The sequence below is a fragment of the Mycolicibacterium vinylchloridicum genome (assembly GCF_013404075.1).
Classification (GTDB): Bacteria; Actinomycetota; Actinomycetes; order Mycobacteriales; family Mycobacteriaceae; genus Mycobacterium; species Mycobacterium vinylchloridicum.
The window spans coordinates 1-23825 of record NZ_JACBJQ010000070.1 but is presented as its reverse complement, the minus strand read 5'-3'; the positions used below and the strand labels follow the sequence as shown (position 1 = coordinate 23825).

21 protein-coding genes are annotated in these 23825 nt (G+C 63.9%); 14 read left to right on the top strand and 7 right to left on the bottom strand.

From position 1 onward, the window contains the following. Window positions 1-9: 9 nt before the first annotated feature. Both HPC46_RS30520 and HPC46_RS30515 read right to left on the bottom strand, forming a co-directional pair. Window positions 10-840 (bottom strand): DUF7159 family protein, encoded by an 831-nt coding sequence (locus tag HPC46_RS30520; protein ID WP_179475860.1) that lies wholly within the window; start codon window positions 838-840, stop codon window positions 10-12. 138 nt (window positions 841-978) lie between these two features. Then, the gene (locus HPC46_RS30515) at window positions 979-1353 is read right to left on the bottom strand and encodes a hypothetical protein (RefSeq protein WP_179475859.1); all 375 of its coding nucleotides are present in this window, start codon (window positions 1351-1353) and stop codon (window positions 979-981) included. 220 nt (window positions 1354-1573) lie between these two features. On the opposite strand from HPC46_RS30515, the gene HPC46_RS30510 reads away from it, so the two are divergent. From HPC46_RS30510 to HPC46_RS30480, 7 genes are all read left to right on the top strand, one after another. After that, window positions 1574-2272 carry an RDD family protein gene (locus HPC46_RS30510; RefSeq protein ID WP_179475858.1) on the top strand — a complete coding sequence of 233 codons (699 nt, stop codon included), beginning with the start codon at window positions 1574-1576 and terminating at the stop codon, window positions 2270-2272. After that, window positions 2263-6723, top strand: a complete 4461-nt coding sequence (locus tag HPC46_RS30505; protein WP_179475857.1) for a type VII secretion EssC family protein — start codon at window positions 2263-2265, stop codon at window positions 6721-6723. Before HPC46_RS30510 ends, HPC46_RS30505 begins: the two co-directional genes overlap by 10 nt. A 3-nt stretch (window positions 6724-6726) precedes the next feature. Beyond that, window positions 6727-7644 carry a WXG100 family type VII secretion target gene (locus HPC46_RS30500; RefSeq protein WP_179475856.1) on the top strand — a complete coding sequence of 306 codons (918 nt, stop codon included), beginning with the start codon at window positions 6727-6729 and terminating at the stop codon, window positions 7642-7644. After that, window positions 7619-8584 carry a DUF6777 domain-containing protein gene (locus HPC46_RS30495; RefSeq protein ID WP_179475855.1) on the top strand — a complete coding sequence of 322 codons (966 nt, stop codon included), beginning with the start codon at window positions 7619-7621 and terminating at the stop codon, window positions 8582-8584. The genes HPC46_RS30500 and HPC46_RS30495 overlap by 26 nt, the downstream gene beginning before the upstream one ends. A 144-nt stretch (window positions 8585-8728) precedes the next feature. Continuing rightward, a complete protein-coding gene (locus tag HPC46_RS30490; protein ID WP_233716929.1) occupies window positions 8729-9001 on the top strand; it encodes a WXG100 family type VII secretion target in 273 nt (90 codons plus the stop codon). A gap of 60 nt (window positions 9002-9061) precedes the next feature. Then, the gene (locus HPC46_RS30485; protein WP_179475854.1) at window positions 9062-9886 is read left to right on the top strand and encodes a CHAP domain-containing protein; all 825 of its coding nucleotides are present in this window, start codon (window positions 9062-9064) and stop codon (window positions 9884-9886) included. Between the two features lie 174 nt (window positions 9887-10060). Continuing rightward, a complete protein-coding gene (locus HPC46_RS30480) occupies window positions 10061-10552 on the top strand; it encodes a hypothetical protein (RefSeq protein WP_179475853.1) in 492 nt (163 codons plus the stop codon). 64 nt (window positions 10553-10616) lie between these two features. On the opposite strand, the gene HPC46_RS30475 is transcribed toward HPC46_RS30480, so the two are convergent. After that, a complete protein-coding gene (locus HPC46_RS30475; RefSeq protein WP_179475852.1) occupies window positions 10617-11924 on the bottom strand; it encodes a protein kinase domain-containing protein in 1308 nt (435 codons plus the stop codon). Window positions 11925-12091: 167 nt separating this feature from the next. Here HPC46_RS30475 and HPC46_RS30470 point away from each other — a divergent pair, with 167 nt between their 5' ends. Further along, a complete protein-coding gene (locus HPC46_RS30470; protein WP_179475851.1) occupies window positions 12092-13822 on the top strand; it encodes a DUF7937 domain-containing protein in 1731 nt (576 codons plus the stop codon). A gap of 20 nt (window positions 13823-13842) precedes the next feature. Here the strand turns inward: HPC46_RS30470 and HPC46_RS30465 are convergent, their stop codons facing one another. After that, window positions 13843-15228 (bottom strand): hypothetical protein, encoded by a 1386-nt coding sequence (locus HPC46_RS30465; protein ID WP_179475850.1) that lies wholly within the window; start codon window positions 15226-15228, stop codon window positions 13843-13845. 111 nt (window positions 15229-15339) lie between these two features. Continuing rightward, entirely contained in the window at window positions 15340-15831 is a 492-nt protein-coding gene (locus HPC46_RS34740; protein ID WP_218894837.1) for a hypothetical protein, read from the bottom strand. Window positions 15832-16021: 190 nt separating this feature from the next. On the opposite strand from HPC46_RS34740, the gene HPC46_RS30455 reads away from it, so the two are divergent. The 6 genes from HPC46_RS30455 (at window position 16022) to HPC46_RS30430 (ending at window position 22471) form a co-directional block, all read left to right on the top strand. Beyond that, complete coding sequence (locus HPC46_RS30455) at window positions 16022-17749, top strand: vWA domain-containing protein (RefSeq protein WP_233716926.1); 1728 nt, start codon at window positions 16022-16024, stop codon at window positions 17747-17749. 300 nt (window positions 17750-18049) lie between these two features. Continuing rightward, window positions 18050-18733, top strand: a complete 684-nt coding sequence (locus HPC46_RS30450) for a hypothetical protein (protein ID WP_179475849.1) — start codon at window positions 18050-18052, stop codon at window positions 18731-18733. Between the two features lie 850 nt (window positions 18734-19583). Then, entirely contained in the window at window positions 19584-19751 is a 168-nt protein-coding gene (locus HPC46_RS30445; protein WP_179475848.1) for a hypothetical protein, read from the top strand. Window positions 19752-20079: 328 nt separating this feature from the next. After that, on the top strand, window positions 20080-20421 hold the full coding sequence (locus HPC46_RS30440) for a VCBS domain-containing protein (RefSeq protein ID WP_179475847.1): 342 nt from the start codon (window positions 20080-20082) through the stop codon (window positions 20419-20421). Window positions 20422-20554: 133 nt separating this feature from the next. Continuing rightward, window positions 20555-21292, top strand: a complete 738-nt coding sequence (locus HPC46_RS30435) for a hypothetical protein (RefSeq protein WP_179475846.1) — start codon at window positions 20555-20557, stop codon at window positions 21290-21292. A 330-nt stretch (window positions 21293-21622) separates the two neighbouring features. Further along, window positions 21623-22471, top strand: a complete 849-nt coding sequence (locus HPC46_RS30430; protein WP_179475845.1) for a hypothetical protein — start codon at window positions 21623-21625, stop codon at window positions 22469-22471. A 6-nt stretch (window positions 22472-22477) separates the two neighbouring features. Here the strand turns inward: HPC46_RS30430 and HPC46_RS30425 are convergent, their stop codons facing one another. Then, window positions 22478-23107: a DUF2817 domain-containing protein gene (locus tag HPC46_RS30425; protein WP_179475844.1), complete on the bottom strand. Its 630-nt coding sequence runs from the start codon at window positions 23105-23107 to the stop codon at window positions 22478-22480. A gap of 205 nt (window positions 23108-23312) precedes the next feature. Further along, window positions 23313-23768: a hypothetical protein gene (locus HPC46_RS30420; protein WP_179475843.1), complete on the bottom strand. Its 456-nt coding sequence runs from the start codon at window positions 23766-23768 to the stop codon at window positions 23313-23315. Window positions 23769-23825: the final 57 nt, after the last annotated feature.

Here is a 23825-nt window from a genome sequence, read left to right as displayed (position 1 = left end):
TCGGCAGCGTCAGATTTGGATAAGGGACAGGTCCGGGTTGGGGCCAACCGGCACACCGCTCGGGTTCGGGCGCCACACGTCATCGCCGGGAATGGGGTACACCTTGTTCTCTGTGGCCGTGTTTGGGACAGGCACCGGTTTCTCTGCAGCAGTCGGTCTGATCCCGATTGCGACGGTCACTGCCAATGCAGAGAATCCGACGACAACCACCGCGGCGGCGGCGCTGCCCAATAACAGCACCCGCGGTCGGCCGAGGGGCTCATCGCTTTCCTCGTCGTATTGGCCGATCCGGCTCAACGGTGACATCGCGCTCTGCAACGGCAGCGGGTGATCGCTGTAATCGGCGCCCGGCAGCAGTGGGATGGAGCGCGACGAGTCTGTTGCTTGCGAGTACGCCAGGTGCGGGCCGAGCTGGGGACTGAGAGCGGTCGGCGCAAAAGGCCCGGTCGACGATGCCATTTCGGGGCCGAGGTCCGCCATGCCCGTATTGTTACGCGCCGTCACGGACTGGTCGGACGCCCGATCGGCGGCGGCACTCGCCGCGTCGCGTGCGGTCGCAAACTCGGGGAGCAGCGCGGTGTCATGAAGGCCCGCCTCGTCGAGAGCTTCCTTCAGTGCGCTGAACTCCCGGCCGGACCAATACACCCGGGTTCCCAGCAGTCGGTGGCCACCGTCAGTGAGCATCCGGTCGGTGCCGATAACGGTGGTTGCCACCTCGCCGACCGGGTCGGCTGACAGTTCGAGAAAGAATTGATCGAGGACCGTCGCCGGGTTCAAGGCGTCGAGGAGGGCCAGATCCGCACGAGTACCGCTGACTGACACGCCGAGAACGAGCTCCATAGCCTCTACCTCTCGGCTCCCCTACGGTCAGCGCGGGCTATCCATCGACATCACCCACGGCTTGATAACGGCCCGGTCATCATGACACTTACGAATTGGTACCAGGTATCAGCCGTTCGGATGACGTACGGCGGTGGATCAGATCGCGCGGACAACGAAGGCCAAAGCGGCGACCACGATTGTCAGCGCCAGGTAGATGCAACTGATGGCGATGGCTGCTCGAGCCAACCCCGCCCCGCCCTGCGGCGAGCGCCGGATCCTTGTGCGGGCCGCGGCGGCCAAAGGGATGGTCAGCCAGAACGCCACCGGACCGAGCGCCAGCGACGTGGCAAAGGCGACAACTGCCAGTCGATTCAGCGGGGAGGATGGTGGCGGTGCCGCACCCACCACAGGTGCTGGAGAGGCAGGCTGTCGTATAGGGGAACTCATCGGCGGGCTGACGGGCATCGCCGGTGGCGCCCCCGCCGTGTAACCCGCGCCGAATCGGCTGGGCGGTAGCTGCGGATCAGGCAACTCGGCTCCTGCCCATCACCACTCCTTACCGCTGGCGCGAACGCGCCGCGACCTCGCCGCGCCGTCGCCCCTGTGCCGCGGGACGGGCCCATCGTCATGACACGACGGCGGGCGCGGCAATCGTACGTTCGGCCGACAACGAATCACTGCACCTGCCGGGCGACCGGAGCTACAGTGTGCCCGGCACGCGGCCGACAGCAACCGGATCGGAGCAGACGTGATGTCAGGACAACCGGTCGGCGCGGATCCCCCCTGCACCCAGTGCGGCTCAGCCCTGCGGACGAATGCTCCCTACTGCGGCGCCTGCGGCGCCACCGTCACCAATCGCCAACCTCGACAGGCGGTCTCATTCGACACCAACACCACCACTGCAGCGCGGCCATTCGCCCAGGTGAACGCCCCGGCAGTGGTGGCCGCCGGCCGTGGGGTGCGATGCTGCAGCGTGCTGCTCGATGTGGCCATCACCATCAGTCCCGCGCTGCCGTTGACGGCAGCCGCCGCGATACTCAGCTCGGCTGCGGTGGTCTACATCGTCATTCCGGTGGCTGCCGTCGCGGTGTGGCTGTGGATGCAAATCTGGCAGGGGTTCACCGGAGTCACCTTCGGTAAGGCGATGCTCGGGCTCCAATTGCTCCGGCGTGCAGATCTGTCTCCCCCGACATTCGCCGCGTGCTGCCTGCGTAGTGGCATCCTCGCGGGCACCGCCGGACTGGCGGCGTTGCCGGTTCTCACCAGCTCCATACCGCGCGATGGGCTGCACGATCGGCTCAGTGGCGTGACCATGATCGACGTGACGCTGGGCGCCAATCCGCTTGGTAACCAGCAATGTACGTCGCTGCGCGCCACCAAGAATCGCGGCTTGAACAGGGTTGGCTCCCCCCTCTCGATGACTTCGACCGGGCGGCACGGGTGCACCTGAAACTCATCCTGCGCCGCACTGACGGAACTCGCGCGCAGGTGGCGGTAACAGCCGACGCCACTGCCTCGGTGTCCGACCTCGCCACCGCTCTGGTCACCGGCGATCCGGAGCGCGGTGGTGCGCGACCCCGTAGCTCGCTGACGCTCAAACTCGAGCACACCGCCTTCGACACCGGCGCTCCCGGACGAGTATTGGACCCAGCCCGCAGCTTGATCGAGTCGGGCATACGGTCGGGTTCGACGGTCAGCGTCACCTCGGCCGGCATGGTTGCCCAGAGGACCCGGCGCGGTCGCTCGGTAGCCGTCCTACGGATCCTGGAGGGCCCCGATGTCGGGCGTGAGTTCTCGCTGGCACCAGGCAATTCCGTGATAGGTACCGGCCTGGCCAGCGATGTAATGCTGACCGATCCTGGAATCGCAGGTGTGCACGCCGCCGTCACTGTTGGTGAGAGCATCGAGATTGCCAACCTCGCCGGCCCCACGGGAGTCCTGCTGGCGGGGCAGCCCGTTCAGCGGACTCTGGTAGGTGTCACCGACGTGGTTCGGCTGGGCAACACCTCGGTTGCGATCCTGCCCACAGTCCGGCCCGGTACAGTCCAAACCGACAGCGTCGCTATCGAATTCAACCGCTCACCGCGAGTGGTGCCGCAGTTTCCGGAGCGGATCTTCACCGCTCCACGCCCCCCACAGCGATTTGAGCCACCCCACCTCCCGATTCTCTCGATGCTGCTGCCGTTGATACTCGGCCTCGGCCTCCTGCTGGTCAGCCGCAACCTGCTGTCGGTGTTGTTCATCGCGCTCAGTCCGCTGTTGATGATCGGCATGTACATCGATACGCAGTGGCAGGCCCGCAAGAAGCGCCGACAGGAGATCGCTCGCTTCGCCGAGTCGCTGCGCCAGCTGGCCTCGGATCTCACGGCAGCCCAGCGGGTGGAGCGTGCGGTGCGCTGTACGGAGACGCCCGCGCTGGCCGAAGTGGTCGAGGCCATCCACCGGCTGGGTCCTTTGCTGTGGACACACCGTCCTGAGCATCGCGAATTCCTTGCTCTACGACTCGGTCTCGGTGATGCACCGTCGAGGTGCCGTATCGACACGTCGAATGAATACGACGCCGAGCCCGAATACGCACAGCAACTCGGCGAACTGCGTGATCAGTTCGACAAAGTCGCCGATGTGCCGGTGGTGGCCGACCTTCGGGAATGTGGGGCGCTCGGTGTCTGTGGTCCGCGCGCGGTCGTCGACGGTGTCGCACGCGGGATTGTGATGCAACTGGTGGGGCTGCACTCACCGGCCGAGTTGACGATCACCGCCTTCAGTTCGCCGGCTTCGCGTACGTCGTGGGAGTGGCTGGAATGGTTGCCGCACAATGGATCTCTGCATAGTCCGCTGTCGGGGAATCACCTCACCGACAGCGCCAACGGTGGCCTGGCACTGTTGGCCCGGCTGGAAGACCTCGTCAAGACACGCGCCGCGGAAAACGAGCACAGCACCGACTACACCTTTGCCGCGATCGACGAACAAGCCAGATTGTCGGCCGACGATCGTCCACCTCTGGTGCTGCCCGCAGTGGTGGTGCTCGTCGACGACACCGCTCCGATCGATCGTGCCCGGCTGACGCGACTGGCCGAGCGCGGCCCCGCAGTCGGAGTGCACCTGATCTGGGTGGCCACCCAGGTCGCCAGTCTGCCCGCGTCCTGCCGATCCTTCGTGCTCATCGAGAACGAGACATCCGGCTCGACCATCGGCGAGGTACGGCACGGACGCCACACGTACCCGGTGGCTTGTGACAGCCTTGATGTGGCTGACTCCAAACAGATTGCACTGCTGCTGGCACCGGTTGTCGACGTCGGCGCAGCCGTCGAAGACACGACCGACCTTCCGCGCTCGGTCAACTATCTCAGCCTGTCCGGCACTGGCTTGGCCGCCGAACCGACTGCCGTGGCGCGCCAGTGGCTGGCCAACGACTCTGTCGCCAACCGCACCGGCCAGCCCGCGTCGCCCGCCGCGCAGGCAGCCACACTGCGCGCCCTGGTCGGATCCACGGGACTGCAGGATTTCTATCTCGACCTACGAGAACACGGACCGCACGCTCTGGTCGGCGGCACCACAGGTTCCGGTAAGAGCGAGTTCCTCCAGACCTGGGTGCTCGGTATGGCGACGGCACACAGCCCCGACCGAGTCAATTTTCTGTTCGTGGACTACAAGGGCGGCACGGCGTTCGCCGACTGTGTTGACCTGCCCCACACGGTCGGGCTGGTGACCGATCTGTCCCCGCATCTGGTGCGGCGGGCGCTGACCTCGCTGCGAGCAGAAATCCGGCACCGCGAAAAATTGCTCAACCTCAAGCGCGCCAAAGACTTGGTGTCGCTGGAACGCACCGGCGATCCTGACACACCACCCAGTCTGGTCATCGTCGTCGACGAGTTCGCCGCCTTGGCCACCGAAGTGCCCGAGTTCGTCGACGGTGTCATCGACGTCGCCCAACGGGGGCGATCGCTTGGCTTGCACCTGATCCTGGCCACCCAACGTCCCGCCGGTGTTATCCGCGACAACCTGCGAGCCAACACCAATCTGCGAATCGCACTGCGGCTCAACGATGTCGACGATTCACTCGATGTCATCGACGACCCGCTGGCCGCGCACTTCCCACTGGAAATCCCCGGACGAGTGGTGGCCAAGACCGGTCCTGGCCGACTGACGACATTTCAGGCCGGCTATGTGGGCGGGTGGTCCAGCGATCAGCCCGACCGCGCCCCGATCGACATCTCGGAGTTTGTGTTCGGGCGACGCCGACCGTGGAACACCGAAGCACCGGCTGCCACGGGATTGACGACGGGTTCACCGACCGATATCGCACGTATGGTCGCCACCACACGTGCTGCGGCCGAGGGCCTGCGTATCCGCACACCACGCAAGCCGTGGCTGCCGCCGCTGCAGTCCAGCTACGCATTGGAGTCGATGACGCCCCACGTGAGCGGCGCTCGACTGGTGATCGGGCGTGCTGACCTGCCCACCGACCAGACCCAGCCGATAGGTGTGTTCGCTCCCGACGATGACGGGAACATGGCGATCTTGGGAACCGGTGGATCGGGCAAGTCAACGGCGTTGTGTACGTTGGCGATCGCTGCTGCCCTGTCGCCTGACGACGGCCCGGTGCATGTCTATGCATTCGATTTTGCATCCGGCAGTCTGCGGATTCTCGAACCACTGCCACACGTTGCGGCCGTCGTGAGCGGCGATGACGACGAGCGCATCGGGCGGGTGCTGCGCCGACTGATCGCGGTGCTCGATCAACGGTCGCGGTCATTCACTCAAGTGAACGCCGCCACCATCACCGACTACCGACACATCACGGAGCATGACGAACCGCGCATCCTGCTGTTGGTCGACGGAATCGGGGCCTTCCGCGAGGCCTACGAACACGTCTCGGGGTCGCCCATTTTCCCGATGTTCAGTCAGCTCGCCTCAGACGGGCGCCGACTCGGGATCCACGTCGTGGTCAGCGGCGACCGCCCCGGGGCCCTGTCGATTAGCCTGGCGTCAGCTATCCAATGCAGGCTCGTGCTGAGGCTGGCGTCCGATGACGACTACAGCATTGCCGGAATTCGCGCTGACATCCTGTCGTCGAACTCGCCCCGCGGTCGGGGCGTGATGGACGGACAAGAGCTCCACGTAGCGGTCCTAGGTGGTAACGCGAACGTCGCGATGCAGGCCCAGGCCATCAAGGTGCTCGCAACAGACCTGCGTGCGTCCGACTACCCCGAACCGCAACCAGTCGAGCGACTTTCAGACCACATCGCTCTGGAGGCCCTTCCGCCCCGCACGGGCGACAACATGCCCGCCATTGGAGTGGCCGACGAAACACTGGCGCCGATCGGAGTCCATCCGCGTGGCGTCTTCATGGTGACCGGCCCACCAGGCAGCGGACGCCGCAGTGCGCTTGCGACTCTCGCGCAAGCCATTCGACGCGACAATCCGTCTGCGTACATCATGCACCTGGCCCCGGCTACCACAAGCATCTCCGGGCTGAAGGTGTGGAGCCGATCGGTGACCGGGACTGATGCTGTGCGCCAAGCCGCCGACGATCTCATTGCTGCGGTATCGACGACGACGGCGCCTGCCGCGCTGACGGTGGTGATCGAATCGGTGACCGACTTCAGCAGCACCGATGTCGAATCGACCGTGACCCAGCTCGTCAAAACTCTGTCCGACGCTTCGGCTTTCGTCGTGGGTGAAGCCGAAATATCCACTTGGTCCCAGGCCTGGCAGCTGGGGCAGCCGTTCAAGTCACCGCGTCGCGGACTGTTGCTGGCACCCAGTACCGGTGACTCCGACACCCTGTTGAATACCTCCATCGGGCCGGTGCGGCGTCACGAATTCCCGCCCGGCCGCGGCGTTCTCATCGAGAAGGGTCGGGGCGTGTGGCTGCAGCTGGCGCAGCCGGACCTCTAGGCCATGACGTACAACGGCGCCGACGTCGAGCAGCTGAGATCAACCGCCACCCAATTCGAACGGTTGGCGAACGATCTCGACGCGACGAGCAAATCGCTACACTCGCTGATCCATACGGCCAATCAGTGGCTGGGCCCGGATGCCGACCGGTTCCGTGCGGCGTGGACTGACGGACCTGCGCGCGCCATGACCACCGCAGCTACCGAGCTTCGTCAAGGCGCTGTCGACTTGCGCCGCAATGCATACGACCAGGAGTCCGTCAGCTCCACACGCGACGCGGCACCCCGCAGCACAGCACAGTTGTTGGCACACATAAAGAACAACGTCCGCGACGACGACGGTGTCCGCATCGAGACGGTCGTCGGGCCGGACGGACAGACCCGCCTCATCGTTTACCTCAAAGGCCAAGACTCCACCGACAACCGCACCTTTGCCCGCAACTTCCCCCTACTCGCCGGCGCGGTGGACTCGGAGGTCACCGCCAAGATCGACGCCGCCCTCAGGGATTCACCTGAGGGGCAGAACACCGACATCATGCTGGTCGGCTTGAGCCAGGGCGGCATGGATGCCCAGAACATCGCCGCCTCAGGCAGCTACCATGTCACCACGCTGGTGACGTACGGATCGCCACTGATTCAGTCCGACATACCTGGAGTCGCGGTGCTGCACCTGCAGGCCAGTGGGGACGCCGTTCCCATCGCCGGGGAAATGCTTCGCATCCAAGCCCACCAGCCGTCCGCTTCGACGGACTATCTGTTCGAAGCTGGTTCGGGCGTGTCGGAGTGGACTCTGCTCCACGGCCACAGCACGGGATATCCAGCTGTCGCACAGAGTTTCGACAACTCGACCGATCCGCACTGGGCCGCCGTCAAGGCCAGCATGGAGAAGTACCAGGGTGTCATCGTCACCGCTACCGAATAACGCCACGGCCGCCGGCTGGAACGATCCGAATCAGCCGCCGGTCATCGATTCCCGGGCACGGCCAGTCCTCACCGTCGCTGCGATCGCGCTGACGTTTGTCGTCCTGGCCACGCTGACTGTCGTTGTCCTGCTCAGCCGGCCCCGCGCTGCCAGTGGACCGGTGTCCAGTGCTCCGGACCCGTTGGTGTTCACCGAAGCCAACGCGGCCGGCCTGGATCCGTTCACCACCTCGGTGGTCGTCTTGTCCGCGGTGCCGGCACCGGGCACCGCCAACGGCAATCCCGGCTCAGCCGCTCAGGCGCCGGTATCGACCGAACGCGGCGTGAGGCTGGTTTCGGGAACCCAGCACGGTCTCTACGGAGCCGTCGGCACGGAAGTACCCTGCGATGCGGCGGCGCTGGCCAACGATCTCAGTGCTCACCCCGACCGGGCCCAATCGTGGGGGTCGACTATCGGCCTTCAGCCGCAGCAGATTCCGTACTACCTCAATACGCTGACTCCCGTGGTCCTGTCGGCCGACACCTGGGTCACCTCGCACCGCTTCACAAGTGGTAAGGCCGTGGCGTACCAAACCGTCCTGCAGGCCGGCGACGCGGTCATGGTGGATCCGGTGGGTGTGCCGCGGGTGCATTGCGCCGGGGGAAGTCCGCTCCTGCCGCCGTCGGACGGCAACATCGCCGCATGGAAGTCCGCGGATACCGCTCCATGGACGGGCTACTCACCGCACACCACGGTCGTCGTCGCCTACTCCGCGGCTCACCGCACGACGCCCGTGGCGGAATTCGTGCTGGTCGACCTCGGCTCTGGACAAGCTGTCCCGCGTCCGTCCGGCGGAACGATCGACATGGGACCACCGCCGGCAACGATCGGGGCGCTGCCCGATCCGGTCGCAATCAACGTGCCGCCGGCCGGCGGCGGTACACCGACTCCTCCGCGCTGACCTCGGACCCTCGCAGACGGACGTCCGTGTCGCACGTTCGGATGAACCGGCCGGATTTCCTGAGGCTCCACCTCGGTGTCTGCAATACAGTGGCGGTATCTCATCGGACAACCACAAGACACAGCGCGCGGGAGGAATGCACCCATGGCACGTATGGGAATGGACGTCGAACAGGTCGAACAGTCTGGACGCCAGCTCAAAAGCCACGCCGCCTCGATCGGCAATCTCGTCTCCCAACTGGACAAGCTGGTTCAGGGTCTGACCGGCATCTGGGACGGGCCCGATGCCCAGCGATTCGTCAACGAGTGGTGGCCGCAGCACCGCCGTTCCCTGACCGCCGCGCAACAGGAGATCGACGGGCTGGGGCAGTCTGCGCTCAACAACGCCTCCGAGCAGCGCAACGTCTCACAGCGCTGAGCACTCCCCGCAGATCTGGCCGCACCGTGTGATCCGTATGCCGCAGAAAGGTATTCATTGATGGCACGCATGGGTATGGATGTCGACCAGGTCGAACAGACCGGACGTCAGCTGAAGAGCCACGCCACGACGATCGGCACCCTCGTCGCTCAACTCGACAAGGTGGTCAACGCGCTCCCCGCGGTCTGGCAGGGTCCAGATGCGCAGCGCTTCGTCACCGAATGGTGGCCTCAGCACCGCCAGTCGCTCACAACCGCGCAGTCTCATATCGACGGGTTGGGTCAGTCGGCGTTGAACAACGCCAGCGAGCAGCGGTCGGTCAGCGCCGACGGCTCGGCATCCGGCTCGACGGCGGCGGTTACGCCCTCCACCACAACCAGTACGGTCACCTCCGCGCAGAGCGCCGCGGCAACCGGCGCGGTGTCGAGTGCGAACTCGGCGGCGGCCGCTGGTTTCGTCTCGCAGTGGCAGGACAAATTCATCGACCCCGATCACGCCTATGGCGCACAGTGTTTCGACGTGTTCCGGCAATACAGCAATCAGGTCGTCGGGGCGAACGGCAGCATCGCCACCGACAGCATGGCGGCCTCGGACATCTACAACCACTATGACAGCAACGGCGTGTCCCAGTACTACGACCGGATCGCCTACGGGCAGGGGCAGCCCCAGGCCGGTGACATCGTCGTCTACAGCAGCGGCCAGTACGGGCACGTGGCACTCGTGACGGGTGTCGACGGCAATAACTACTCGGTGCTCGAGCAGAACTACACCTGGCAGGACGGTATCTCGGGCAATGACCCGGCTGCGGTGCACACATACGCGTTCAGCGACAGGACCAACGGCCAGATCCTGGGCTACCTACGACCCAAGAGCGTCAGTATGTAGACCATCAGACGGCCCGGCGTGGATTCAGCGATCGACGTGTCAGTGCCATGGTCAGCCGCCATACCTCACGTTTCAATGCACTTACACTCCAATACATTCAGTCTGTGAATTCACAGGAGGCCCGACGCGATGCTGACAATCCGACCAAGCCGGTCGACGCGGATCTTTGCCGTGGTGGCAATTCCACTCCTGTTGGCTGGCTGCAGTAGTCGCGGTGGTGATGCTGAGCCGACGGAAAGTCATGGCGGTGAATCGTCGGTCACGGCCTCGGGCCCACAGGTTCAGACGAGCCAAGGGCCGGCCAAGGCTTCAGGCGGCTGCACGCCCTATCCCAGTGTCAACCCGTCCCTGCCCGAGGCGATCAATCTGACAAATGAGTGGGGCCGCAAGTTCGCCGAGATCAACGGTCAGCCGCCACCCTACCTTGATGTCTGGGAAGAACAATGGGACTCAAAGTACGAGGCTCTCCCCCCGAACGCTATCAAGACGTTGACGACGCTCATTTGTAGGCAGGCTGCAGATCCGCAGCTCGTGAGTCAGGTCAGGCCGGAGCTCGTTGTGTCGCCTTATCTCGAAGGGGCAGCGATCTACACAGCGGTCATGACATGTAAAGATTTCTGGGAGCGGTCCGAGTACGACGATACGGTTTGCCCCAAACCAAGTTAGGTGACAAACACCGCAGTCCGCCACATATCGTCGGCATTGTCGGTCGCCTGCGACCGCGTCAGCTCTAACTGCCGAAGGTCGTCGCACCGGTCGTGACTGCCCAGATGATGAACGCCGAGAGCGATACCACGATCAGAACCACCGCCGCCAGCGCCATCAGTACCGCCTTGTTACTGACCCCTAACGGATTGCGGCTGTTTCGAGCAGCACCAGGGGGCAGAGGAGACACCGGCGGCCGCGAGATCGCCAGCGGTCCGGAACGGCTCGCACTGAATGAATTGAGTGGTACGGTAAGGGATCCCGATGTGCTCGGGCTGTTCTGCTGCCGTCGGATTCTGCGTTCGTCGTCAACAGCACACCACGAACACATGGGCGCCCCGATGGGCAATTGGTGGGCGGGATTGCGTGGGCAGCCCATGAGGTGAATTCGGCCGAGTGCCGAACGCCATTCCCCGGCCGTTGGCCGACGCGCCGGATCCTGGCAGCCCACGGTGAAGGCGCGGACGAATAGCTGTTGAATCTCGTTCGGCAGAAACGTGATCGACGGCGCCAACGGGTGGCTGCGCAGGCGCGAATTTGGGCCGCCCGCCCAATCCCCGGTCCGGGCAAGGCTGACGGCGTCAGGCTGGTTCCCTTCGCCATTCCAACTCCCGCGCAGAAACGGATGATTGCCTTCCATCAAGAGTTGATGAATGTGCACCGCGAGTGCGAACAAGTCTGCGGACTTGGCACGCGGTTGCGACCGAAGATCACACCCCATCAGCTCTGGAGCGGTGAATTCCGGTCGCCCCACCGCGCACAGATACCGCCGGCCCGTCCGGTCGGTGAACTGCATGGAGTCGCAGTCGACGAGGGTCACCTGTGTCGTGTCGGCGACGAGGATGTTGCGCTCCTGGAAATCGCCGATGACAGCATCGACTCGGTGGACGACTTCCACAGCCAGACACAGGTTGGCGGCGACGTTGACCAGGTGGCCCCATGTCGCGTGCCGTGTCCACTGCGGCGCGTTCGGGAGTGGGTCACGCCGGTTGGACGGATTGCTCACGGTGTGGAGCTCGACCGACGTGGCGGTGTCGATGCGCGGCATCACGTAACCGACCGGCCTCTCGTCGCTGATCAGAAGGTGCAACGGCCACGTCAGCACAGTCAGCCCGTCGGGCTGTACCGCGCCGGGCGGTGGCGATTGAACCATCGCGCCGATCTTGGCTAGCTTCTCTCGAAGGCCAGTCAATGTGGGGTGGAAGACCTTCGCGGCCCAGTCGGGCCGGCCGACGACCGCGTACACGGTCCCCTCTCCGGTCGCACCCGACAGCGGCGGCCCCAACTGCAGCGGCTGACCGGTGTCGAGTCGGAGTAATCGCACGCCGGCCATACTCTCACTACCCGCACCAGAAGACCCCGCAATCGAGGTCGCGATTCGAACGTCGTCCGAACGGGGGACACCTGAACGCAAGGCGCACCCCTAAAATGCGGATCAGATCGTCAGGCCCCCAGCCAATCTGGGCCGCGCCGGATATACGCGTCCCAGGGGGTTCAGTGGTGAGTGATAATCCCACCACCGCAGCGGCCGGTACTGATTATCGCGCTCCGCTACGGCGGTTCAACGCGATGCGCGATATCGCCGCCGCGCTGCTGTTGACCGTGGCGCTGCTCATGCCGTGGAACCTGGAATTTGGCCTTGGCGTCCCGGACAGCCCCGCGTGGCTCTATTTGGTGGTCATCCTGGCGACCCTGCTATCGGGCTGTGCCGTGGCCGCCTCGTTTGTGAGCCGGCTCGATGCCGCGTCGATCAACCGGGTCCGGTTCTGGCTCAACGTGCCCTACGTGATCGTAGCGGCGGGCTTCGTGCTGTTCGGGATTGTCCAGTCGGTCCGCTACGGCGGAAGTGGAGAGGTTCCTCCCGGAGTCGGTCCCGCCGTCTGGACAGGTCTGGCCGGAAGCCTCCTGGCCGCCCAACCCGTGCTGGGCAGCCAGGTCGACGGGTTCCGGCGCTGGGTCGCCGCCCCTCGTTTGCTCGCTATCGCCGCCATGGCACTCGCCGTCCTTGCGACGCTGTTCAACGTCTTCCAACGGATCCGGTGGGTCCTGCCAACTCTCGGCAACCCGGTTACCGGCGAGCAAAGCGCCACCGTTGTCGGCATGACGATCGTCTACGCGGCCGCAGCACTGGCGGTCGTACTGGTTGCCACGCGCTGGCTGCTGCAGGACCAGGAATCCAGTCGATTGTCGACGGTGATCCTGGGCACCGCTGCGGTAATGGCCGGAGTGATGGTGTGGAACACCGGGGTCGGCCGAGACATCGACGCATTCCACGGCATCGCCCAGACGACCTCGACGACCTCGGTGGGATTCGAGGGATATCTCGCCTGGGTCGGCGCGGCAGCCATTGTGGAGCCGTGGACGCTGGCGGGCCGACGCCTATCCGGACGGCGCGGCGGCTCGGTGTGGCGTGACGTGGCTCGAAAGTGCTTGCTCCTGATCATCGTCTGGTTCGCCAGCTCCACCGCGTTGCGGATCACCGACCTCGTGGTCATCGCCAATCTGAGAATGCCCTACTCGACCTACGGCACCTCCGTGCTGATCGTGCTCGACGTCGGCGTCACGGCATTGGCCGTGTGGCTACGCAGGAGACTCGCCAGCGACCGGCGGCCCGGTGTTCTTGGCGTGGCACTGGGTGGAGTGCTTCTGGCTCTGGCTATTTCACACGCCGCCCTGGGCGTGATGCTTGCGCCCAGGATGGACTACGGCGCCAACCGGCCGCCATACAACCCGGTTCACGGCAATGATCTGGCACACCAGATCACGAGCAGCTTCGACATCGTGGTGTGCCTGCTGACACTGGCCGTTCTGTGCGCGATCATGCTGATCAGCCAGCTCGGAGCAAGACCGACCGCCGTCGGTCAAGTCGCGCCGGAAGAGGCCGATGACGTTGCTCAACAGAGTGTTCCGCTGACCGAGTTGCCCGCACCGGCGTCCCCCCGGATATTCCGAACCGGCCAACAGCCCGCAGCAATCGACACCACTTCGCCCAAGACCGGTGCCGTTCCGAAGATCTTTCGCCCAACACCAAGCAGCGCACCGACCCGAATAACCTCAGCGACAACCGATCAGACCTCCGCATCGAATCCCGATCCAGAGCCGGCCGGCGCAAACTCACCGGCGCCTGGCAGGCCCGCAGCACCCAGCATCGCAGAGATCTTGGAAGAATCCAGCAAGCGATTCGCCGCCGGCACAACGTATACCGGCGACGAACGCCGACCGCGGCCCTAGGGCCTTCCTCAGATCTTCGATCAGCTCGCACCCATTGCTCGGCTAAACGAGTAGACGAGGATCCATACGGTCATGACGACCACGAGGACAGCGAGGGGGATTCCCACGATCTTGAACAGGGTGTAGAGGCTCTGACCCATCGCCTCCGAGAAGTTGTCGGGTTGTCCTGCCTTCGGCTTGGGCTTGGGCGAGGCGATCGGTTTGGGAGGGCGTGCGCTCATCCGGGTCGTTTTCGGCTTGCGGGGTGGTTTTCTAGGCGTGGGCGTCGTATGCCCGCTCGCGGAGGTTGTCTGTCCAGCTGAACTGACGACATGCGGGGTTTGGGTGCCAGCGGTTATCGATGAGATATCCTGTACCACAGTTTGTTTCGAGGTAGTGCGCCGACGAATCCGCTCGGCCTCGATCGCGCACCAAGGGCACCGGCCCGCACCTACGGGTATCTGGTGCCCGCCCGAACACTCGGTCAACTTGACTGCTTGCAGCGCATCACGCCATTCCCTGGCGTCCGGCCTCGCTGACGGGTCGCGAGCACCAGCGGTGAAGGCTCGCCCAAAGAGCTGACGAATCTCACCGGGAAGGAAGCTGGGAGACGGCGCCAAAGGATGTGTGTGCAGGGCCGAGCCAGGCCCACCGGCCCAGTCCGCGCTTGCGGCCAAGGTCAATGGGCTCGGCTGGTCGCCACTGCCGGTCCACGCGCCTCGAAGAAACGGATGGTTTCCACCCATGAGCAGGAGATGGATATGAATGGCGAGCGCAAAGAGGTCCGACGGCTTGTCCCGCACCGCGGCCGATAGGTCCAGGCCCGCGAGTTCAGGGGCCGTGAACTCCGGACGTCCTACCCCGCAGAAGAACTGGCGTCCTCGAGAATCGGCGAACTGGATCGAATCGCAGTCAACGAGGGTGACGCGGCTCGTGTCGTTGACCAGTATGTTGCGTTCCTGAAAATCGCCAATTACTGCATCGACACGGTGCACGACATCCACGGCGTGGCAGAGGTTGGCCGCCACATGCAACAGGTGCCGCCATGTCATACGCGGAGTCCACTGCGGAGCGGAAGGCAGCGGGTTCATCCGGTTGGATGGATTACTCACGGTGTGGATTTCAACCGCATTCCCGGTGTCGATACGCGGCATCACATATCCGAGCATGTCCCGCGTGTCGATAAGGTGTAGCGGCCAGGTGAGCACGACGAACCCGTCAGTACCCGTTGCACCCGGCGGCGGCGAGTCGATCATCGCGGCGAGCTTGTCGCGTCTGCCGGCAAGGTCGGATTTGTTCCGGTGGAAGATCTTGGCGACCCATTCGGGTCGGTCGGCCACCTCGTGGATGGTGCCCTCACCGGCGCTGGCTACTACGCGCCCGAGGGTGAGCTCAAGGTCGTCGCGCAGGCGGACTACTGACGTCATTTTGATCTGGACCCAACCGGCAGATGTGCACCGGTGCCTCTGGTCAATTCATCGTCCGGTTGCGTTGTTCCGCAGGGCTTTACCGTCACGACGGCTGGCTGGGCCGGACCGTCACGCGACCCAGAACTGCCATCCAGGCGGAGCAGGCGGCCACGACGGGTCTGGTTTCCATTCAGCGTCTGGTGTCCAGCCCGGCGGCATCGGCGGCCAGTTGGGCGGCGGATTGAAACGTTTGGCGCGGAACTCGTCAAGGCTGGCCGTCTGAGCCGTTCGTGGGTCAACGCGGCCTAGCCCGTAGGGTCGGCCGTCAACGCCGTTGGTCCCTGTCCCGGCGCCCAATCCTGTCTTGAATCGATCCGCCACCGACGAGGATGCAACTCTCAGGTGTTGCTCAATTCTCTTGGCCTTCTCGGGATTCGTTTTCCGGTACTTGAAATACCACCCGCCGAGCACGAGAAAGATGAGCAACCAGGCCGGGCCGGAGAAGAACGAGAACCTGAAGCCGCGAATGCCGCGGCGAGCAAGTATCTCTGTCGACTGAGAAATGACCGGTCGATCGGCGAAAGCATGGATGCTCAACGCCGCATCAAGAGTCGTCGACATGGTCTCGAGTCCGTCCTAGTCGTGGCAGCAATGTCGCTCATCCTGACACGAGATGACTGGGCGCTGCACAGACTTGATGTCGTACGAACATCTGAACCCAAACGTGCTTGCGTCTGTGGCCGACCAACGCATACTGCCGCGACGCCGTAGTCCGTAGCATCCTCCTGATGACGCAAGTGGGGGTGGGTTCATGCTGATGCGCTTCAACCCGCCGCCGAATTGGCCGGTGCCCCCGGGGTGGTCACCGGGGCCGGGGCGGCGGGTCGATCCCTCGTGGCCGGCGCCGCCGCCGGGCTGGCAGTTCTGGGTCGTCGACGAACGATCATCGAAAGTCGAAGAAGAATGGCCGGGGCAGGGTGCCGCGTACGATCCGCGCGGTACTGAGGCTCGTCGTCGGATATCGCGACCGATGATGCTCGCGGGCATCGTTGCAACGGTGGTGGCTCTCGTAGCTCTGGTCGGAGTTGCGGCGTGGACGTTCAACACGCACTCGCCGGCAGGCACCGAAGCGTCATCAAAGCCTGGCGAAGCCTCAACACACGTGGCGGTCAGCGTGCCAACGGTGTTGATTTTGGATGCATCGGGGTCAATGGATCAGGCCGATGCGCCGGGTCCACGAATCGATGCGGCTAAGGCCGCCGCCCTGGGCCTTGTCGACGCCCTGCCTGATGGAGCGACGCTCGGACTGGAGACCTACGGCATGGGCACTGGCACAACAGAACCCGAGCATGATGCGGGATGTCAGGACGTCCAGCGGGTGATCGCGTTGGGCACGCTCAACCGCGGCGAGATGCGTGCCCACATCGACGGCCTGCACGCGTCGGGGTACACCCCGATCGGCCTCGCGTTGGACCGAGCTGCGGCTCAGCTCCCTGCCGACGATTCGGCACAAGCGATCGTGCTGGTGTCCGACGGTGAGGACACCTGCGACAGCGCACCCTGTGACAGGACGACCCAGATCAAACGCAGCCATCCCAACCTGGCCATCTCGACGGTCGGATTCAAGACCGATGGGCCGGCCAGTGATCAGCTGAAGTGCATCGCCACCGCCACCGGTGGCATATTCGTCCAAGCCGCCAACGCGAGCCAACTCGCTGCCCGGCTGATCGCCACCCAAAATCCCGGCCAAGCCCAAACCTCACTGACATCCAGCGGTATTGGCGACATCGAACTCGGCGCCAAAGTCGCCGACATCCGCACCAAGCACTCCGACTTTCCGGACGCGGGCACCACCGGCCGGGTCACCGTGGTCTGGCGCGATTACGACTACGACTTCGCCGACGGAACGCTCGACGCCATCCGCCCCCGCAACGGCGGCCGCACCATCGACGGACTCACCGTAGGCTCACCGCTGAGCAAGGCCATCGAACTCTACGGCGAGCCCCTGTCCACCACACCCAGCAACGGTGGAACCACGACGGTGACCTACGACGCCAACCCGAACACCGATGCCGCCTATCAAATGGTTATCGACGGCTATACCAGCACCGGCACCAACAACGCCCCAAACGGCACCGTCAAGACCATCATCCTCTGCCGCTGCAAACCACAAAGCGTACCCGCTAGCAAACCGACAGTGCTATCGCCAACGAGCAACAACCTGGTGTACATAAAAGCCAAGTCTGGCGACACATGGTGCATGATCACGTCGTCAGAGGTGGATTGTGGGGCGCGCTACACCGACCCGCCGGAGCTTTATGGCCAGCCCGCCAACGGGTTCCGGTTCCGCGCCGATGGCACGTCTGAGTGGGTCGTCGGCGACTTTGGCTTGGTCGAGTGGCAACAGATCGCCCACGCCACCTACACGGCCATCGGATGGACCATCGATTCCGCGGCGTCGGGTCTCACCTTCACCAATGACGACACCGGGCACAGGGTCTTTGTCAGCCCCGGTCGGGTCGAACGTGTTGGCCCGTAGCATCCTGATTCATGGCGCAAACGCGGCGACGCCCAGCGTGATCACGAGGAAGGTTTCATCCTGATGCGGTTCAATGTGCCGCCGAATTGGCCAGTGCCACCGAATTGGTCGCCGGGACCCGGGCGGCCGGTAGACTCGTCGTGGCCGGCGCCTCCCCCGGGTTGGCAGTTCTGGATCCTCGACGAGGATCTACCCGCAGTCGCTGAAGAATGGCCGGCGCAGCCGATTGGGTACGAGCCCCGGGAGAGTGAGGATTACCCGCCGGCGCCGGGATCGCCGCGGCTCGCGGTCATAGTCGCGGTGATCGTCGCGGTCGTCGTGGTGGCCGGAGTCGCGGTGTGGGCGTTCAGCAATCACTCGCCTGCGGGCGAACAGACGTCATCCCACGCCGACAAACTGCAAAGCGCCCCTGCGCTGCCCGAAGTTGGTGCCGACAGCATCATCCGCAGCATGACGTTTCCCGCTGGGTCATGCGGAGATGGCTCCACGGGTTGGAAGCACTCGGTACCGATCACAGTGACGAACGGCAAGGGTGAAGCGCAGACTTCATCCGGTCAGTTCGGGGGCGCGTCGATCACGGACGCGAAGCTCGTCGGACCGCTCGACGCCGACGGCGACGGCACCGCCGATGCGGTCATCAGCTTCACATGCTTCGGCTCCACCTTCGACATGTGCTGTGCTGGGCGCACATCCATGATGAAGTTCTTACGGGTATTCAACTTTTCCAACCCATCGGCGCCCGAGCCGATCGGCGGGACGATCATGCCCGGCGTTTCACCGGTCCGCGGTGAGACTTCTGGCGAAATCCGGTACTTCGATCACGTGCGGATTGACGGTTCGGCAATAGTCACAGACGAGAAGCTGGTCTACGCCGACACCAGCGGAGCAACCGCCGATCTCGGCTTCCCACCCGATTCAACGATCGAAGTCACGCATCAATACGCCGATGGTGAGTGGGTCGCCATTGAGCGAGTGCTTCGATGATGGCCGGGTGAAATGCCACGTGCCCTCCGGACTCGCATACATTGAGCTGAAAAACACTTTCCTGCAACGTTGCTGATCCGCCGCTCTGAACCGTCCGAACGCGCGAATTGGGCTCTCAAAACGCGGATTTAAGCCGTTCGGATTACAGACTCGAGCTAGCTTGGCGTTTATCTTGAACCGCATGACTTCCTCTCATCGTTCAATCCCAAAGTTGCTCGTTCCGCTCGTTGTGATCGCAGGCGTCAGCGTTGGCGTGCAACCCGGGGTTGCCTCCGCCACACCGGTTTACAACACCCCGGCAGCCCCGATGATCACGTTGCCAGCCGCGCCGTCGACCGATTCGGCGCCGAACCCGTCTCCCGGCGCCCGATCTGCAAGAAAGGGCTCGGGTGCACCGAACAAGTCACCTGAGGCGAAAGCTGTTTTCGTGCCGATGATCCTGGTGGCGGGCCGGTGGATACTCAGCACCCCAGCAGTACGACGGGGCCTAGCGGACTGGGCCTTGAGGTTGCGGGGGCTGTAGCTACTTTGCGGGCCGCGCAACCAGTGAGTCCTTACGAGACCCATGGCGCGGCCGCGGACACGGTCGCCCACGCCCGGACGCCACAATCTGACTCGGCAACGCGAAACCCCGCGGGCCCTGCCTGCGGGGTTTTGTCGTATGCGCCTAGTATTTTCATTCGCCAGGGGCGTGAGTCACCTTGGGAGAAGGTGGCTTAACTCGGTTTGTCTCCCAGGCGATGGCAACTGCCGAGATCGCTTCCCGAACACCGCCATCGCCGCCTGGCGCACAGCTTTCGCGGCATCGTCGTCCGTATCATCGGTTCACTCGCTCGTGTGGGTTCAGTTCATGCTGATGCGGTTCAATCCACCGCCGCTCGCCGAGCATTTGAGTTCAGCTCCCGCGGCGAAGAGGGAAGGCCTCGCCATTGCCGACAACTGTCGATGGCTGGTCATCTATCCGCAGGAGGCCCGCAAGCCGACATTCACGGCCACCGAAGTTAGCGCTGTCGTCTAGCTCTTCGCCGAGCAAGTCGCCAAGTTCGAGGCCGCTCCGGCTCAGCCTGCGAACCAATCACGCCTCAACTCCTGTAGGCCAATCGTATGAATCCATCAGCAGTTGCTAAGTTTTCAAATCCACAAACTCAGATGCAGCGCTATGGTGCACAGACCGAAGGGGATCAGCTCAGGAAAGGCGGCGCCCTGTGGTCCGACGACACGATGTGCAGACGCGACGCTGCACTAACGGCCCCTCAACTTCGAAAACGGTAGCAGTGGGAGTTGCGGCAGCGCTACTGGCATGCAGTGTCGCGGCTCCAGCCCACGCCGACCCGACGGGTTTGCAGTTGTCAATCACCATGCAACGCGCGGTCGCGTACGGCACCCAGATCGAACCCAACCGGTTCCGCCTCGGGCGCACAGCCAATGGCCATTTGGCGGTGGACCTCGCGTTGAGCTGGAACACCACTGACGGCTCGATCATCTGGGGCCACGAAACGTCAACGGTGCTCGCCGACAACGGAACCAGCGTCTACTCATCCAACCAGAGCGTCAACGGATTCTCCGAAAGCGGTCACTGGAAGTTCTCGCTCAAGGCGCCGGGGCAGTACACCTACGTGGTTGACGTCGACACCAAGCAGGGCCAACATCTTCACGGTGAACAGCCGTTCACCGTTGATCTTCTTTAGACTCGCCGCGGCTATGCAAGAGCACAATCACAATCGTCCTGGTGGCGATCGACAAGGATCCACAGCGCAGCCAGGTCTGCATCCCTCTGAAGCCGTACGCCCAACCCATCGCGGGTCGTCCAGGCCGTGGCTAATGGGCTTCGTCGTAGTGGCCGTCCTCGCCCTCGCTATTGTCGCCGTCGGCGTAACCACAGCGCACAAATCCAAATCGCCAATGTTCGAGAGCGCGCCAACACCGATGCCCAACCACCCGGTAGCCAACTCGACCTCTGTGACCGACCTGCTGGCCAAATCTTCCGACTTTCCACATATCGGGGACAACCGGTACGTCATCAGCGACCTTTCCAGAAGCTCTAGCCCTGACCGCAAAGGGGCCCTTGATGCGTGCGACAAGCTGATGTGGCCCGAAAAGGAGTACTCGGACCTAGTGTTCCAAAGCGCCTACTACAGCCCGCCCCCAGAGCATGGCGGCCAGTCGATGGATGCCACGATCTACATGCGTGACCTACCTGCACTCGGACAAGACTTCGATGCGACGGTACGAGACTGTCCGAGCTTTGACATCCAGTCGACTGAGTACGGCAGCAGCGGAGAGCCTATCGGCACCGGAATTGACCGGACATCGTTGACACAGTGGGACATTCCCGGCGTCGCCGGCGAGCACCATGGTTACAAGGTTTCCGCAGCAGACATATCGAGTCTGGGGACGTCGTATACCTCACCGGACGAGTATCGGCTAGTCGGCAAATTGAGGGGCATCACATTTGTGGTTTCGTTCTTCGACGGTATGGGAGACGGCCCCGCTACCGCTGGTCGCGACCTAGCAACGCTGTTCGAGAACCAGCGGCAGCGCATTCTTGATGCACCGTGAGGCGATATTCAGGGTAAAGCTCGACGTGAATGTCATCCGTTCGTACGAATCCCACCCATCCAGTCGCCGCACCGACACTGCCAGTGCTACACCGTTTGCGTGACTGACAATCTGCCACCGAGCAGGTTCGGCGCGGGCTATACGGTCGGCGGATCCCCATCGGCGCCCCCCGGCCAGCAACCGCCTCCGCAGCAGTCGCCATATCCCACGGCACCACCGCCGGCCATGGGGCTACCACCGGGTTATCAGCCGCCCGGATACGAACAACCCAGCCCCTACGGTCCACCCCCGCGATCCGGGCCGGCCTACTATGCCGCCGCACCGTCCACAATGCCCACCAGCGATGTCGTGGGGAAGCTGCGCTCAAACAAGCTCGTTCTCCACCTGTCTGCTGGAGCACTCGGTGGAGCCCTCGGCGCGTTGCTCGCTGAAGTTGTTCCCCAGGAGTATTCAACAAGCCGATTCATGACGATATGGGTGACCGGCCTCTGGTCGCTCCTCTTCACCAGTGTCATTGCCACGGCGCTATTCCTCTCCGACGCCTGGCATCAGCGGCGCGAGCTACGGCCCGGCCGTATAGGCGTCACCTGGCTGTTCGGAGCGGCAGCCGGGTTTGTGGCGGGAGCCGTGGCCCAGGCCGTCTTCTTGATGCCCGTTGATTCATTTGAGTTCAAGAACTATGTGCTGCGAACGTTCTGCTGGGGTATCGCCGGTGCCCTCATCGGCGGGCTGTTGTCTCGTACCGTCCCGAACCTCGGCGTAGGGCGGGGAATTGCAGCCGGTTTCGTTGGGGGTTGTATCGGCGGCATCAGCTTCGTCCTGATCGCCCAACAACTGCCGGAAATGTGGGGGCGCATCGTCGGCATTGCCGCGCTTGGCCTCGCCCTCGGCCTCGCAATGTATGTGGTAGAGAAGCTATTTCGCGAAGCCAGCCTCGAGGTCATCTGGGCCCCCGGTGAGACGACTGAGATCGGTCTGGGCCTGCAGCCGATTACGATAGGCGGCAACGTCGAAGACGACGTCTTTGTTCGGGGGCTGCCGCCAAACGTTTCCACCATTGTGCTCAGCAATGGCCAGATCGAACACTTCGAGAACTACAACGGCGCACGTACCCTGTTGACCAACGGCAGTCAATTGCAGGTCGGGCCGATCTATTTGGTGATCCACGCGCGCCAATGACGAGCGTCATCCCTCGATAACCCGCAGCAATGCCTTCCGGATTTTTCCCCAAACAGCCTCCGGGGATGAGCCCTTGAGCACTTCGATTGTGAGAATCGGGATACCGCGGTCGCGCCCGACATAAGAGCCCAGCGACCCCGGCGTCGGCGCGAACGATGTGGACTCCTCTACTTCGAGTCCGCTCAGCGTGGAAAACTGCTCGGCAAGAGCCCGGGCAGGACCGTCGTAGTTGAGGAACTGCCGCCCCACCCACGAATGCGCTACCACCACCAGGTCCGGGCGAACCCGGTCGATCGCGTCGTACACGGCGCGCGACTCCGGTTGGCTCAGCGGTGACGACCCATACAGGGGGTTGGTTGTGTCGAAGTTCTTGGCCGGGAAATTTCGATTGATATCAACGCCATTGGCGTTGGTACGGGTTCCCGCGGCACGGCCATCCGGGTTGGCATCCTCGAGGATTGTCAACGTGGCCACGTCGGCAAGGCCGGCGGCGGCAAACGCTTCCGGAAGTTGGGCCGTGGAATAGGCGCCTTCAGCTTCGTCGCCGTGAATGCCGCCGATGAACAACACCCGGCGCGGACCATGCCCGAAGCTCCGGACGCGAATAGGCCGCCCCTGCACCGTTGAGCCGATCATCTCCCAATCGCCCGCACCGACCCGATTAGGTGTCTTATTCGTCGGGGTCGATATCTCTGGCGACGAGGGCCCACTGATCGGTGCACTCGAGCTGGATGCCGCGACATCGGGCGAAGCTATTGGGCCACAGCCAGGTACGAAGATCTGTGCGGCGATGGCGAGAACGACCAGCCCTCTGCGCGCGCGGAACTGTGTCATTTCGACGTCAGCACGACGGGATCGAGCTGGCAGTGACATCCAAGTAGACCGAATTCACGTACGCGCCATTGGCGAGCCGGTACCAGATGGCGCTTGTGCCGTGCCCGGCGCTCGTTCGAGTATCGCCCATCGTCTGACAGGCCAGGGTCACGCTGATCCCGTCTCGTAGGTCGTCCGGGAACAGCCGCGGGGCCGCGACGTAAGGCGCGTTACGTTGCTTGACACCGCAGGTACCCCCTTCATCGCAGGTACCCACGATGACGCCGACGGCGGGTTGCGCTGCGGTCGTTACGGTTACCGAAGTGCTCGTGCCAGCCATCCTTGACGAAAGATCCGTGCCGGGAGTCCGCAAAGTCGTTGCCGTCGTTGTTGATGTCGCCGTTGTGCTAACACTGTCGTGTTGGGTGAGGTTGATGATGGTGGCGATGATGGCGGCCACGGCGACGAGGGCCCCGATCGCCACCGCCGCCATTTTCAGGCCGCCCCCAGACGAGCTCGGCGCGGGCCGAGCCGGTGGCGG